The 15,126-nt window shown below is 66.1% G+C and carries 10 protein-coding genes; 5 read left to right on the forward strand and 5 right to left on the reverse strand.

The window, feature by feature from the left end; genetic code table 11:
• Nucleotides 1-115: 115 nt before the first annotated feature.
• The 4 genes from hppD to NAO55_RS16085 all read right to left on the reverse strand — a co-directional run bounded on the left by hppD (nucleotide 116) and on the right by NAO55_RS16085 (nucleotide 7,834).
• Nucleotides 116-1,201 (reverse strand): 4-hydroxyphenylpyruvate dioxygenase, encoded by a 1,086-nt coding sequence (hppD, locus tag NAO55_RS16070; RefSeq protein WP_102840466.1) that lies wholly within the window; start codon nucleotides 1,199-1,201, stop codon nucleotides 116-118.
• Nucleotides 1,202-1,611: 410 nt separating this feature from the next.
• Nucleotides 1,612-3,021 carry a sodium-dependent transporter gene (locus tag NAO55_RS16075; protein WP_102840465.1) on the reverse strand — a complete coding sequence of 470 codons (1,410 nt, stop codon included), beginning with the start codon at nucleotides 3,019-3,021 and terminating at the stop codon, nucleotides 1,612-1,614.
• 128 nt (nucleotides 3,022-3,149) lie between these two features.
• Nucleotides 3,150-4,244 (reverse strand): Glu/Leu/Phe/Val dehydrogenase dimerization domain-containing protein, encoded by a 1,095-nt coding sequence (locus NAO55_RS16080; protein WP_102840464.1) that lies wholly within the window; start codon nucleotides 4,242-4,244, stop codon nucleotides 3,150-3,152.
• 119 nt (nucleotides 4,245-4,363) lie between these two features.
• A complete protein-coding gene (locus NAO55_RS16085) occupies nucleotides 4,364-7,834 on the reverse strand; it encodes an indolepyruvate ferredoxin oxidoreductase family protein (RefSeq protein WP_102840463.1) in 3,471 nt (1,156 codons plus the stop codon).
• A 241-nt stretch (nucleotides 7,835-8,075) separates the two neighbouring features.
• On the opposite strand from NAO55_RS16085, the gene NAO55_RS16090 reads away from it, so the two are divergent.
• Nucleotides 8,076-8,546: an Lrp/AsnC family transcriptional regulator gene (locus NAO55_RS16090; RefSeq protein ID WP_014595823.1), complete on the forward strand. Its 471-nt coding sequence runs from the start codon at nucleotides 8,076-8,078 to the stop codon at nucleotides 8,544-8,546.
• 150 nt (nucleotides 8,547-8,696) lie between these two features.
• Nucleotides 8,697-10,607, forward strand: coding sequence for a methyl-accepting chemotaxis protein (locus NAO55_RS16095; protein WP_102840462.1), 1,911 nt, complete (start codon nucleotides 8,697-8,699; stop codon nucleotides 10,605-10,607).
• A 38-nt stretch (nucleotides 10,608-10,645) separates the two neighbouring features.
• Here NAO55_RS16095 and NAO55_RS16100 read toward each other — a convergent pair whose 3' ends face one another.
• Nucleotides 10,646-11,080 carry a DUF192 domain-containing protein gene (locus NAO55_RS16100; RefSeq protein ID WP_102840461.1) on the reverse strand — a complete coding sequence of 145 codons (435 nt, stop codon included), beginning with the start codon at nucleotides 11,078-11,080 and terminating at the stop codon, nucleotides 10,646-10,648.
• Between the two features lie 107 nt (nucleotides 11,081-11,187).
• Here NAO55_RS16100 and NAO55_RS16105 point away from each other — a divergent pair, with 107 nt between their 5' ends.
• From NAO55_RS16105 to NAO55_RS16115, 3 genes are all read left to right on the forward strand, one after another.
• Complete coding sequence (locus NAO55_RS16105) at nucleotides 11,188-12,528, forward strand: short-chain fatty acid transporter (RefSeq protein ID WP_045159158.1); 1,341 nt, start codon at nucleotides 11,188-11,190, stop codon at nucleotides 12,526-12,528.
• A gap of 271 nt (nucleotides 12,529-12,799) precedes the next feature.
• On the forward strand, nucleotides 12,800-14,191 hold the full coding sequence (locus NAO55_RS16110) for a GntP family permease (protein WP_102840460.1): 1,392 nt from the start codon (nucleotides 12,800-12,802) through the stop codon (nucleotides 14,189-14,191).
• Nucleotides 14,192-14,301: 110 nt separating this feature from the next.
• Nucleotides 14,302-15,072, forward strand: a complete 771-nt coding sequence (locus NAO55_RS16115) for a 3-hydroxybutyrate dehydrogenase (RefSeq protein WP_003301975.1) — start codon at nucleotides 14,302-14,304, stop codon at nucleotides 15,070-15,072.
• The last annotated feature ends 54 nt before the right edge of the window (nucleotides 15,073-15,126 follow it).

Raw genomic sequence — 15,126 nt, forward strand, 5'->3', positions numbered from 1 at the left:
GACTGCGAAGCATCTTCCACGCGTCTGAGTCGGCCACGCGTTCATGTCGGCCTACCGAAACGCGTGGATGTGCTTCGCGACATCCACCCTACGCAACCCCACCTCGACGCCGGCCTTACTCGCCCGCCTTGATCACGCCACGACGCACCTGGTCTTCCTCGATGGATTCGAACAGCGCCTTGAAGTTGCCTTCGCCGAAGCCCTGGTTGCCCTTGCGCTGGATGATCTCGAAGAAGATCGGGCCGATCACCGTGTTGGTGAAGATCTGCAGGAGGATGCCGTCATCGCCCGGCGCGCCGTCGATCAGCAGGTTCAGCTCGCGCAGCTGGTCGAGCGGCTCGCCGTGGCCGGCAACGCGGGTATCGACCTTCTCGTAGTAGGTGTCCGGGGTGGTCATGAAGTCCACGCCGTTGGCGCGCAGGCGGCGCACGGTCTCGTAGATGTCGTCGGTGGAGAGCGCGATGTGCTGGATGCCCTCGCCGTGGTACTCGCGGATGAATTCCTCGATCTGCGACTTATCGTCGGCCGACTCATTGATCGGAATGCGGATCTTGCCGCAGGGCGCGGTCATGGCACGTGAGAACAGGCCGGTCAGCTTGCCCTCGATGTCGAAATAGCGAATCTCGCGGAAGTTGGCGATGCGCTCGTAGAAACCGGACCAGACGTCCATCTGCCCGCGCTTGACGTTGTGGGTCAGGTGGTCGATGCACATCAGGCCGACGGCATTGTCGTTCGGCGTGCGCCCTTCGATGTACTCGAAGTCGACGTCGTAGATGCTCTTGTCGCCATAGCGGTCGACGAGATACAGCAGCGAGCCGCCAATGCCTTCGACGCAGGGGATGTTCAGCTCGCCGAAGTTGGCGTGGCTGCCGACCAGCTTGGCGCCCTGGGATTCGACGTAGGCGGCGGCCTGCGCGGCGTTCTTCACCCGGAAGGCCATGGCGCAGGCGCTCGGGCCGTGCTTCTCGCCGAACTCGCGCACATGCCCGGTGGGGCTGCCGTTGAGCACGATGTTGATGTCGTGCTGCTGGAACAGCCAGACCTCCTTGGAGCGGTGCTTGGCGGTTTCGGTAAAACCCATCTGGGTGAACAGCGTACGCAGCTGTTCGATGCCCTCGGCATTCGGCGCGGTGAATTCGACGAACTCGAAGCCGTCGGTGCCGATGGGGTTGTGCTGTTCGATCTTGTTCACTGCGTTCATATCGCCTCCTGATTATTGTTGTGAGGACTGCCGTTGCACGGCTTGGCTGGCCCCATCACACCCCAGGCCAGGGCGGCGAACAATGCTGTTCACGGGCACGGAAAGCGGCTGGCGCCATCCCCGCTGTCAGGTTTTCCTTACAGCTCCTTTTTTGCTGAAAAGCCTGGCTCGGCGGCTTGCCAGGCGTAACGAAAAACTGACAGCCTGGTGCGACAAGCTGCCGCACATGTCATCTGGCGCAATGGCGTCGCGCATAAAAAAAGGTGGGCTGAAGCCCACCCACCAAGGCTGGCGTCGGCCTCGATGGATGGACCTGAGCCCACCAAAAGGACTTCCTGAGAAGCCCGCAGCATGCTTGCGGGATGGGCTTCAGCCCACCGGCGCGTTCTGCACGGACGACCAAGGTCGCGCTAGATCAGCCCGAGCAGGTTGAGGAACACCAGCACGATGGCCACCGGCGTGCCGTAGCGCAGCAGCTTCCACCAGGCCTGGAACATCCCGGCGTTGCGAATGCCGATGGCCTCGCTGACCACGTGACGCTGCAGCACCCAGCCGGTGAACAGCACCGTGCCCAGCCCGCCCAGCGGCATCAGCCAATTGGTGGTCAGGTAGTCCAGGCTGTCGAAGAAGGTCTTGCCGAACAGCTGGTAGTCCGCCCAGTGGTTGAAGGAGAACACGCTGCCCAGGCTCAGCAGCCAGAGCACCAGGCCGCTGCCCAGCACGGCCTTGGTCCGGCTGATGCGGAAGCGCTCGGTGAGCCAGGCGATGCTCGGCTCGGAGAGCGAAATGGCCGACGTCAGCGCGGCGATCACCAGCATCACGAAGAACAGCCCGCCCACGACCTGCCCCAGCGGCATCTGGCCGAAGGCGATCGGCAGGGTGACGAAGATCAGCCCCGGCCCGGCCCCCGGTTCCAGCGCGTTGCCGAACACCAGCGGGAAGATCGCCAGGCCGGCCAGCAGCGCCACCGCGGTATCGGCCAGCGCCACCAGAATCGAGGTCTTGGCGATCGAGGTGCCTTCCGGCAGATAGGAGCCGTAAACCATCATCGCGCCGCAGCCCAGGCTCAGAGTGAAGAAGGCATGGCCGAGGGCGACCAGCACGCTCTGCGCGGTCAGCGCGGAAAAGTCCGGCACGAAGAGGAACTGCAGCGCCTGGGCGAACTCGCCTTCGATGGCGGCGTAGACCACCAGCACCAGCATCAGCACGAACAGCCCGGGCATCAGAAAGCGCAGCGATCGCTCCAGCCCGCCGCGCACGCCGAAGCCGACGATCAGCATGGTCGCCGCCAGCACCAGCGTGGCACAGACCACCAGGCGCAGCGGGTCCGCCAGCAGCGCGCCGAACAGCGCACCACTGGCCTCCCCGCTGACCCCGGTGAAGCCGCCGCTGAACGTCGCCGGCACATAGGCCAGCGCCCAGCCGGCCACCACCAGATAGAAACTCAGTATGAGAAAGCCGGTCAGCCCTCCGAGCCAGCCCACCACCCGCCAGCGCGAACTGGCCCCGGCCTCGCGCGCCAACCGCGCCACGGCGCCATCAGGGTTCGCCTGACCACGGCGGCCGATCATCACCTCGGCCATCAGCAGCGGAATGCCGATCAACAGGATGCAGGCGAGATAGACCAGCACGAAGGCGCCGCCGCCGTTCTGCCCGGTCACGTAGGGGAATTTCCAGATATTGCCCAGGCCCACCGCGGAGCCGGTGGCGGCGAGGAAGAACACCCAGCGGGAGGACCACAGGCCTCGGCTGGCGTTGTCCTGGATGCGTGCGCGCGCGCCGGCGAAGGTGCCGGCCGCGAGGCTGGTTTTATCGGTCATTGCGGATTCCTGCTTGTTGTTTTTGTCAGGGATGGTGCGAACGAACGGAGCGGGCACGGCGCTGGCGATCAGAGCCCGCCGCCCCGCTCAGCGAAGGCCGGCGCGCTCGGGCGACCGGCCATGTGCCGTCATGAAGCCTGCCGCTGCAGCGTCGCGACCTGAGGCGCGCCGCCGGCCTGCAAACGCTCGAGCGCCAGGCGGTCGGCGATCACCGAAGTGCATTCGCCGCTGGCGGCGGCCCGCTCGAAAATCTCGCGCAGCGTGCCGGCGATGGCGTTCACATGGGCATCGATCTGCGCGGCGCTGCCGCCGTTGCGCTGGTAGTAGACGTCGATGATGCCGCCGGCGTTGATCGCGTAGTCCGGCGCGTAGAGCTGGTTGCGCCGCTGCAGTTCGACGCCGATCTCGGCGCTGGCCAGCTGGTTGTTGGCCGCACCGGCGATCACCGGGGCACGCAACACATCCAGGGTCTGCTCGTTGAGAATGCCGCCCATGGCGCAGGGCGCGAAGACGTCTACATCGAGACCGTAGATGTCCTGCGGGCGCACCACGTTGGCGCCCACCTCCTCCATTGCCTGCTTGACGTTGGCATCGAAGATGTCCGCCACCCACAGTTCGGCGCCAGCCGCTTTCAGGTGCCGCGCCAGCCCCAGGCCGACATGGCCGACGCCCTGGATCGCCACCTTCAGCCCGGTCAGCTCGTCGCGACCGAGGCGCTGGCGCACTGCTTCCTTGAGGCCGACGAAGACGCCGTAGGCGGTAGACGGCGACGGGTCGCCGCTGGCGACGCTGCCGTCGAGCAGGGTGCGCGGCGTGGCGCCGACCACATGGCGGGTGCGCTGGGCGAAGGCCTGCATTTCGGCATCGCCGGTGCCGGAGTCGGCCGCGGTGATGTAGCGCCCGCCGAGGCTGTCGACGAAGTCGCCCATGGCGTGCAGCAGCGCCTGGCTCTTGCCGGTATGCGGGTCGCCGATGATCACCGCCTTGCCGCCGCCGAGCTTGAGCCCGGCCAGCGAGGATTTCAGCGTCATCCCGCGCGACAGCCGCAGCACATCGCGCAGGGCCTCGTCGTCACTGGCATAGGGGAACATCCGGCAGCCACCCAGCGCCGGCCCGAGGCGCGTGTCGTGGATGGCGATGATGGCTTTCAGACCCGACGCCTGGTCATGGCAGAAGACCACCTGCTCGTGGCGGTCGAAGTCAGGATGAGCGAAGACGGACATTTGGTTACCTCGTTCTTGTTGGTCTGGTGGCCTGTCACGGACAGGGCCTCGTTAGCGGGTATCGCCTGCGGCGGTGGCCATGCGGGGCGACCGATTTCACCCCGCTAGCGCACTGCGAGCTACGCCGCCGGCTGGAGCAGCCGTACGCTCTGCACCTCGTCGCCTTTGGCCAGCTGCTCGCGGAGCAATTTCTCCTGCTGGCGGGCCTTGGTGATGGAACGCTCCTTCACCGGGCCGTAGCCGCGGATCTGTTCCGGCAGCGCGGCGATGGCCAAGGCGGTGCGGTAGTTGGTCGGCTTGAGCTGGGCCAGCAGCTCGTCCACGGTCTTCTCGTACTCGCTGATCAACTGGCGTTCGACGCGGCGGTCGTGGCCATAGCCGAACGGGTCCAGAGGCGTGCCACGCAGGAAGCGGAACTTGGCCAGCACGCCGAACACATTGAGCATCCACGGCCCCAGCTCGCGCTTGCGCGGCTCGCCGGTAACCGTGTCACGCTTGGCCAGCCAGGCCGGAGCGAGGTGGAACTGCAGCTTGTAGTCGCCCTCGAACTGCGCCTCGAGCTGCTGGCGGAATTCCGGCTCGCTGTAGAGCCGCGCCACCTCGTACTCGTCCTTGTAGGCCAGGAGCTTGAAGTAGTAGCGGGCGACGGCCTTGGACAGCGCCAGATCGTCCGCCGTATCGGCATCGCGCACGCGCTCGACCAGCTGGCGATAGCGGCGCGCCAGCCCGGCGTTCTGGTAGCGAGTAAGGAAGTCCACGCGCCACTCGACAATCTCTTCCAAGGTTTTACAGAGTGGTTCGGCGACCTCGACTGGGCGCGCCAGACCTTCCACCGCTTCGCGCTCTAGCACCGCACGGCGGCCCCAGCGGAAGGCCTGCAGATTCAGCTTGGCGGCAACGCCATTGAGTTCGATGGCCTTCTCGATGGCCTCGGCGCTGATCGGCAGCAGCCCCTGCTGATAGGCGAAGCCGAGCAGGAACAGGTTGGTGGCGATGCTGTCGCCCAAGAGCCGCGTGGCCAGGCGGGTGGCATCGACGAAGTGGGTCTTGTCGGCGCCGACGGCGTCGCTGATCGCCTGGCGCATGGCCGCGCCGGGCACCTGGGCGTCCGGGTTGCGAGTGAACTCGGCGGTGGCGGACTCGTGGCTGTTCACCACGGCATTACTGATCTGCTCGTTGAGGCGGGTCAGCGATTCATCGCCCGCCGCGACGATCAGGTCGCAGCCCAGCAGCAGGTCGGCTTCACCGGCGGCGATACGCACCGCGTAGATGTCGCTCTGCTTAGCGGCGATGCGCACGTGAGTGGTCACCGGGCCGAATTTCTGCGCCAGACCGGCCTGGTCGAGCACGGTGCAGCCCTTGCCTTCCAGGTGCGCGGCCATGCCGAGCAGCGCGCCAAGGGTGGTCACGCCGCTGCCGCCAACTCCGGGGATCAGCACGTTCCATGGCCGCTCCAGCGACGGATGCTGCGGCTCGGGCAAGGTCGCCGCCTCGATACCGCCAGCCACGGCTCCGGGCTTGCGCAACCCGCCGCCATGCACGGTGACGAAGCTCGGGCAGAAGCCCTCGACGCAGGAGTAGTCCTTGTTGCAGGCGTTCTGGTCGATCTCGCGCTTGCGGCCCAGCTCGGTTTCCTTCGGCAGCACCGACAGGCAGTTGGACTTCTCGCCGCAGTCGCCACAACCCTCGCACACGGCGGGATTGATGAACACGCGCTTGGCCGGGTCTTCCAGCTTGCCGCGCTTGCGCCGACGACGCTTCTCGGTGGCACAGGTCTGGTCGTAGATGATCACCGAGACGCCCTTGAATTCGCGCAGCTCACGCTGCACCGCATCCAGTTCGCGGCGATGGTGGAAGCTGGTGATCGGCGCGAAGGTATCGCGGGTCGGGTACTTGTCCGGCTCGTCGCTGACCAGAGCAATGCGCTTGACGCCCTCGTGGAAGATCTGCCGGCTGAGCTGGTCGACGCGCAGCTCGCCGTCAATGGGCTGGCCGCCGGTCATGGCCACGGCATCGTTGTAGAGAATCTTGAAGGTGATGTTGACGCCGGCTGCCACCGCCGCACGCACCGCGAGGCTGCCGGAGTGGAAGTAGGTGCCGTCGCCGAGGTTCTGGAACATGTGCGGGGTGTCGGTGAACGGCGCCTGGCCGATCCAGTTGACGCCCTCGCCGCCCATCTGGGTAAAGGTCTCGGTGCGCCGGTCCATCCACTGCACCATGTAGTGACAGCCGATGCCGGCCGAGGCGCGGCTGCCCTCGGGCACCTTGGTGGAGGTGTTGTGCGGGCAGCCGGAGCAGTAGTGCGGCGTGCGCACGGTGCTGTAGCTGCGCGCGGCCAGGGCCTTTTCCTTGGCGTCGAGGAAGGCCAGGCGGGTCTGGATGCTGTCGCTGGTGTAGATCGGCGCGAGGCGCTTGGCGATCACCCGGGCGATCATCGCCGGGGTCAGCTCGGAGAGGTTCGGCAGCAGCGAGTTGCCCTGCTCGTCGAACTCGCCGACCACCCGCGGACGCTTGCTGACGGGCCAGTTGTAGAGCTGTCCGGTGAGCTGGTCCTCGATGATGCTGCGCTTTTCCTCGACCACCAGAATCTCGTCCAGCCCCTGGGCAAACTCGTGCACCGAGACCGGCTCCAGCGGCCAGCTCATGCCGACCTTGAGCACGCGCAGGCCGACCGAGGCGCACAGCGCTTCGTCCAGGCCGAGGTCATCCAGCGCCTGACGCACATCGAGATAGGATTTGCCGGTGGTGATGATGCCAAGCCGCGGATTCGGCGAATCGAGCGTCACCTGGTTCAGGTTGTTGGCCCGGGCGAAGGCGCGTGCGGCGTAGATCTTGTACAGGTTCAGGCGCTTTTCCTGAGCCAGCGGCGGGTCCGGCCAGCGGATGTGCACGCCGTCCTCGGGCAGTTCGAAGTCTTCCGGGATACGCGTCTGCACGCGCAGCGGATCGACTTCCACCACGGCGGAGGAGTCGACGTTCTCGGCGATGGTCTTCAGCGCCACCCAGCAGCCGGAGTAGCGCGACAGCTCCCAGCCGATGATGCCGTAGTCGAGGATTTCCTGGACGTTGGCTGGATTCAACACGGGTATGGAAGCGGCGATAAAGGCATGCTCGCTCTGGTGCGGCAGCGTCGAGGATTTGCAGCCGTGGTCGTCACCCGCCAGCAGCAGCACGCCGCCCTGGGGCGACACACCCGCCGCGTTGGCATGCTTGAACACGTCTCCGGCACGGTCGACGCCCGGGCCCTTGCCGTACCACATGGCGAACACGCCATCGTATTTGGCGCCGGGGAACAGGTTGGTCTGCTGGCTGCCCCACACCGCGGTGGCGGCCAGCTCTTCGTTGACGCCCGGCTGGAAGTGGATGGCGTGTTGCTTGAGGTAGTCGCGGGCTTCCCAGAGGCTCTTGTCCAGCCCGCCCAGTGGCGAGCCGCGATAGCCGGAGATGAAGCCACCGGTGTTCAATCCACGGGCCTGATCACGCTGATGCTGCAGCATCGGCAAGCGGGTCAGCGCCTGGGTGCCGGTGAGGTACAGATGACCGGTAGCAAGCCGGTACTTGTCGTCCAGACGGATCTCGGCCAGAGACATGGGGCGCTCCTAATTTGTTGTTATCGGAGTCAGGGTGGCGTTGTTCGCTACCCGCCTGACGCAGTCATGGAGAAACCGCACGGTTGTCTCTCCACGCCGGCAATCGGCAGGGGATCGCCCCACCGTCGCGTGTCGATTAACAGTCTGGCCGTGACGCGGAGAGATTTTCTTTCTACTTTTGCGGTAGAACAGCGGTTCTGTGCATGACCCATTCGCAAACAACAACAAAACAGGAACGACCATGCAGTCCACACCTCTGAGCAGCATCGATCGCAAGATCCTCCTGCTGCTGCAGCACAACGCCGATCTGTCCGCTGCGGAAATCGCCGAGAAGGTCGAGCTGTCGCAATCGCCCTGCTGGCGACGCATCCATCGCATGCAGGAGGAGGGGCTGATCGAGCGCAAGGTCGCCCTGCTCAACCCGAAGAAGCTCGGGCTGAACATGACGGTGTTCGTCAACATCAAGCTCTCGGCCCACGGGCGCAGCAACCTCGACGAGTTCGAGCGGGCGGTGGTGGGTTATCCCGAGGTGCTGGAGTGCCACACCATGGCCGGTGAGTCGGATTACCTGCTCAAGGTGGTGGCGCGCGATATCGACAGTTACGAACGCTTCCTGCGTGACCAGCTCCTGCAGCGCCCCCACGTGCAGGAGGCGCACTCGCATATCGCCATGAGCGAAGTGAAGCGGACCACGGAGTTGCCGCTGGATTGAGCGCCCCGCTCCCGCTTGCAGGAAAGATTTAAGAACCAGGCCCCGCCGGTCGATATTACGGGCGGTGCCTATCGCACCAGGCATTCTCGTCGACGCCCCCACCATCCATTGCCCATCGGCAGCCATTCCTACTGCCGGGAGTTCCAGAGCATGCTCGCCAATATCCGCATCGGACAGCGCATCGCGATCAGTATCGTGCTGCTGCTGATCGTCACCGTGACGATTCTTACCGCCCTGTTCTTCAGCCGCTTCGAGAGCCTGCTGGCCGACGCCGAGCGCCGCGAACTGCGTGGCATCTTCGACAACGTCAGCACCACGATCGCCGCGGAAAGCCTCACCGCCGAGCGCCTCGCCGCCCTGGTGGCGAGCATTCCCGAGGTGCAGCAGGCGATGGCCGACGATGACCGTGAACGGCTCTCGGCGCTGTTCGTACCGGGCTATGCGAAGCTGGCGAACGACTATGGCCTGACCCAGTTCCAGTTCCACAAGGCACCGGCAACGTCCTTCCTGCGCGTGCACAAGCCGGCGCAGTTCGGTGACGATCTTTCCGCGATCCGCCAGACCATCGTCGATACCAACACCCGGCAGGTGCCGGTGCGTGGCGTCGAGTCCGGCGTCGCCGGCCTGGGCATTCGCGGCCTCGTGCCGATCAGCCATCAGGGCCGACCGGTCGGCTCGGTGGAGTTCGGCCTGTCCTTTGGCCAGGCGTTCTTCGACGCCTTCAAGGCGCGTTACCACGTCGATGTCGGCCTGGTGCTGCGCGAGGCCAACGGCAGCTTCAAGCCCTTCGCCACCACATTTGGCAGCGCCCTGGTCAGCGATGAGCAGCGCGGCCAGGCGCTCGCCGGCAATGACGTGATCTTCCAGGCCGAGGCCGACGGCCAGCCGGTGGCGGTCCTGGTATCGGCGGTCGAGGACTTCTCCGGCAAGCCGCTGGGCGTGCTGGAAGTGGCGATGGACCGCACGCGTTACGCCGATGCACTGGCCTCGATGCGCAACACCGCACTGGTCGTCGCCGGCATCGCGCTGGCCATCGGCCTGCTGGTCGCGGCCCTGGTGGCGCGCGGCATTGTCAGGCCGATCCGGGTCGCGGTCGATGCGATGCGCGACATCGCCGCCGGCGAAGGCGACCTGACCCGCCGCTTGGAACAGCGCGGACGCAACGAGGTTGCCGAACTGGCCGGAGCCTTCAATCAGTTCGCCGAGAAGGTGCGCCGGCTGGTCAGCGAGGTGGCTGGCTCGACGACGCAAGTGGCCGCCGCGGCCGAGGAAATGTCGGCGATCACCGAAGAATTCAACCGCGACGTCGCGCAGCAGCGCCACGAGATCGAGCTGGTGGCCACGGCAATGAACGAGATGACCGCCACCGTGCAGGACGTCGCGCGTAACGCCGCACTAGCGGCCGAATCGGCCCAGGCAGCCGATGAGCAGGCCCAGCAGGGCCAGCAGGTGGTGCAGCAGACGGTCAGCTCGATCGAGAACGTCTCGGCCGAGGTCGAGCGTACCGCTGCCGCCATCCAGCGGCTGGAGGCCGACAGCCAGAGCATCAGCGCCGTGCTGGACGTGATCCGCGGCGTCGCCGAGCAGACCAACCTGCTGGCGCTGAACGCCGCCATCGAGGCGGCCCGAGCCGGCGAACAGGGCCGCGGCTTCGCCGTGGTGGCGGACGAGGTTCGCACGCTCGCCTCGCGCACCCAGCAGTCGACGGTGGAAATCCAGCAGGTGATCGAACGGCTGCAGGCCGGTGCGCGCGACTCCTCCGCGGTGATGCTGCAGGGCCGCGCTCAGGTCGAGACCAGCGTGCGCCAGGCCCAGCAGGCCGGTGTATCGCTGACCGGCATCACCGGGGCGGTCACCAGCATCAATGACATGAACACCCAGATCGCCAGCGCCGCGGAACAGCAGAGTGTGGTGGCCGACGAAATCAGCCAGAACGTGGTGAACATCAATCAGGTGGCTGACCGCGTGACCGAGTCCGCCGGCCAAACCGCCCAGGCCAGCAGCCAGCTCGCTCATCTGGCGGCGGGCCTGCAAACATTGGTCGGACAATTCCGATTCTGAAGACCAGAGGCGCAACCCGGGTCACGACTGACCCGGGGTCAGCCGTCAGCAGGCGGCCAGGCTTCGGGCAACCCTGTCAGCCGATCCCCCACGCGAATACCCTGCGCGTCGAACCAGCCCTGATGCATCTCCAGGGCATAGCGTGCCGGCTTCTCGGAGCAACGCACCTCCGTGCTCAGCGGTTCCAGATCGATCACATCGACGATCGCCCCGTTCTCATCGAGAAACGCCGCCGACAACGGCAACGGCGTGTCCTTCATCCATAGACAGTGCCGCCGCACCTCGTCGAAGCGAAACAGCATGCCGCTGTCCGCAGCGAGTTCGGTGCGCCCCATCAGGCCACGCTGACGCCGCAGGAAGGTATCCGCATATTCGGCCTGCACTTGATGCCCGCCAACCTCCAGCCGCAACGGCTCGGCGGGCTGGGCGGTGGTCGCGACGGCCATCAGCGATAGCAGCAACGCAATACGCATAAAGCAATCTCCTGAGACCGGGTACGGCGGAACAGCCAGCCCCGGCCGCACTCATAAGCGAAGCGCCGCCCGTCGCGGCCCATAACGACAACAAGGGAGAACCCCACGTGCTCAACAGAATAACCGCCGCCAGCGTCTACCTGGTGCAACGCTTCCTGCCCTCGCCCTTCGTCTTCGCCATCCTGCTCACGTTGATCGTGCTGATCGCCGCCATGCTCAGCACCGGTCAGGGCCTGCCGGCGATGGCGCAGCACTGGGGCAACGGCTTCTGGAACCTGCTGGCCTTCACCATGCAGATGTCGCTGATCCTGGTCACCGGCCATGCCCTGGCACGGGCGCCGGCAATCAACCGCCTGCTCGACCGCATGGCGCGCATCCCGCAGTCTCCGGGCCAGGCCATCGTGCTGGTGACCCTGGTGGCGCTGGCCGGTTCCTGGATCAACTGGGGCTTTGGTTTGGTCATTGGAGCAGTGTTCGCCCGCGCGCTGGCACGCCAGGTGCGCGGCGTCGACTACCCGCTGCTGGTGGCCTCGGCCTACTCAGGCTTCCTGATCTGGCACGGCGGCTTTTCCGGCTCGATTCCGCTGTCGCTGGCCAGCGGCGGGGCCGATCTGGAGAAGATGACCGGCGGCGCGCTGACCGAAGCCATCGGCGTCGGCCAGACGCTGTTCGCCTCCTACAACCTGATCATCATCGCCGTGCTGGTGGTGGGCCTGCCGCTGCTGAACTGGGCCATGCAGCCGAAGACGCCGAAAGTGGTCGATCCGGCGCTGCTGGAAGAGCCCCAGCCGAGCGATATCCCGCGGGAAACCGCCACCCAGCGCCTGGACGACAGCCGCATTCTCGGCCTGATCATGGTCGCGCTGGCGGTGCTGTTCTTCTACCGTCACTTCAGCGAGAACGGTCTGGCGCTGAGCCTGAACATCGTGATCTCGATCTTCCTCTTCGCCGGCCTGCTGATGCACGGCACGCCGGAGCGCTACATGCGCGCCATCGAGGAAAGCATCCGCGGCATCGCCGGCATCGTCGTGCAGTTCCCCTTCTACGCCGGGATCATGGGGATGATGGTCGGCGCCAACGCCGCTGGCCTGTCCCTCGGCCGGCAGGTCACCGACACCTTCATCGCCTGGTCGTCGGCCGAGAGCTTCCCGGTGCTGGCCTTTCTCAGCGCCGGGCTGGTCAACGTCTTCGTGCCCTCCGGCGGCGGCCAGTGGGCGGTGCAGGGGCCGATCATGCTGCCGGCCGGCGCGGCGCTGGGCGTGGCGCCGGAAGTCACGGCCATGGCGATCGCCTGGGGCGATGCCTGGACCAACATGATCCAGCCGTTCTGGGCTCTGCCGCTGCTGGGCATCGCCGGGCTCGGTGCCCGCGACATCATGGGCTATTGCCTGCTCTGCCTGGTGTTCTCCGGTGTGGTGATCGCCGGCGGGCTCTATTTCCTGACCTGAGGCCGGAGCATTCCGGACGGCAACGCTGTCCGGAATGCTGGACCAGGCTGTCCAGGACGCAAGACACAAGCGCCGTCCAACGATCTGGACACTCAAGATAAACACCATGCAAATCAGCGAGTTGCGTATCTGGCACGGAACTCGCTAAATCACCGTGCGGCCTGTCCGCAGCCGAAACAAGAAAAACAATGCGCCTGCCGTGCAGCAGCGAGTCCCCGAATGCCCTCGGCAGCGTTCGGTCGTGCCGCACGGGGCCAGGAGATCGTCCCCGATGAGCGTCGTCATCGCCCTTGCTGCATTGGCCCTGCTGATGCTCGCCGCCTACCGCGGCTACAGTGTCATTCTGTTCGCCCCCATCGCCGCCATGGGCGCGGTGCTGCTCACCGACCCGTCCGCCGTGGCGCCGGCCTTCACCGGCATCTTCATGGAGAAGATGGTCGGCTTCATCAAGCTGTACTTCCCGGTGTTCCTGCTCGGTGCGGTGTTCGGCAAGCTTATCGAGATGTCGGGTTTTTCGCGCTCCATCGTCGCCGCAGCGATCCGCCTGCTCGGCACCAGCCAGGCAATGCTGGTGATCGTGCTGGTCTGCGCGCTGCTGACCTACGGCGGCGTGTCGCTGTTCGTCGTGGTGTTCGCGGTGTACCCGTTCGCTGCCGAGATGTTCCGCCAGAGCAACATGCCCAAGCGGCTGATCCCGGCGACCATCGCCCTCGGCGCGTTCACCTTCACCATGACGGCCATTCCCGGCACGCCGCAGATCCAGAACATCATCCCCACCACCTTCTTCAATACCAACACCTGGGCCGCACCCTGGCTGGGCCTGATCGGCACCCTCTTCGTATTCGGCCTGGGCATGATCTATCTCAAGTGGCAGCTCGGCAAGGCCATTGCCGCCGGCGAAGGCTATGGCACCAACCTGCGCAACGAGCCGGAGACGCCCGCCGACATCGCGCTGCCCAACCCCTGGCTGGCGCTGTCGCCGCTGCTGCTGGTGCTGGTCGCCAACCTCCTGTTCACCCGCTGGATTCCCGAGTTCTACGGCACCAGCCACACGCTGCAGCTGCCCGGCATGAGCGCACCGCTGGTCACCGAGGTCGGCAAGCTCACCGCGATCTGGGCGGTGGAGGCCGCGCTGCTGCTGGGCATCGCCCTGGTACTGGCGACCAGCTTCGGCACCCTGCGCGGCAAGCTCGCCGAGGGCAGCCGCACGGCGGTCGGTGGTTCACTGCTGGCGGCGATGAACACCGCGTCGGAATTCGGCTTCGGCGCGGTGATCGCCTCGCTGCCGGGCTTCATCGTGGTGGCCGATGCGCTGTCGGCGATTCCCAATCCGCTGATCAACGAAGCGATCACCGTCAACCTGCTCGCCGGCATCACCGGTTCGGCCTCCGGCGGCATGAGCATTGCCCTGGCGGCGATGGCTGACAGCTTCGTCGCCGCCGCCAACGCCGCGCAGATTCCGCTGGAGGTGCTGCACCGGGTCGCCTCGATGGCCTCCGGCGGCCTCGACACGCTGCCGCACAACGGCGCGGTGATCACCTTGCTGGCGGTCACCGGGCTGACCCACCGCGAATCCTACAAGGACATCTTCGCCATCACCCTGATCGCCACGACCGCGGCCTTCTTCGTGATCGGCGTGTACTACGCTACCGGCATCGTCTGATCGCGGCGCTTCGCCGATATCGGCGAGCATCACGACATCTGCGATTGCCTTCCGACAACAAGAAAAACAAAGGCGCCGCCCCGTGCGGTCGCCACCAAGCGGGAGAAACCATGAACCTCACAGGCAAGACCGCACTGGTCACCGGCTCCACCAGCGGCATCGGGCTGGGCATTGCGCTGAAGCTGGCCGAGGCCGGCGCCGATCTGATCCTCAACGGCTTCGGCGATGCCTCGGCAGCGCTGGCGGAGGTCGGCAGACACGGCCGCAAGGTCGGGCACCACGGGGCGGACGTGTCCGATCCGGCACAGATCGCCGAGCTGTTCGCCTATGCCGAGCGCGACTTCGGCGGCGTCGACATTCTGGTCAACAACGCCGGCATCCAGCATGTCGCGCCGGTGGAGCAGTTTCCGGTGGAGCGCTGGGACGCCATCATCGCCATCAACCTGTCCTCGGCGTTCCACACCACACGCCTGGCCCTGCCCGGCATGCGCGAGCGCAACTGGGGACGGATCATCAACGTCGCCTCGGTGCACGGGCTGGTGGGCTCCGAGCAGAAGGCCGCCTACGTCGCCGCCAAGCACGGCCTGGTCGGGCTGACCAAGGTCGTCGCGCTGGAAACCGCCACCACGCCGATCACCTGCAATGCCATCTGCCCCGGCTGGGTGCTGACCCCGCTGGTGCAACAGCAGATCGACGAGCGCGCCCGAGAGAGTGGCGACGAGCAGCGCGCCCGCCACGACTTGCTGGCCGAGAAGCAACCGTCGCTGGATTTCGTCACCCCTGCCCAATTGGGCGCCATGGCGCTGTTTCTCTGCAGCGAAGCCGGCGATCAGGTACGCGGCGCGGCATGGAACATGGATGGTGGCTGGGCCGCACGCTAACCGTGGATTGACCTGCGGCAAAGCGCACGAGCAAAACTTGCGCGGCCGCTTGGC

The sequence above is a fragment of the Stutzerimonas frequens genome (assembly GCF_024448335.1).
GTDB classification, from domain to species: Bacteria; Pseudomonadota; Gammaproteobacteria; order Pseudomonadales; family Pseudomonadaceae; genus Stutzerimonas; species Stutzerimonas frequens.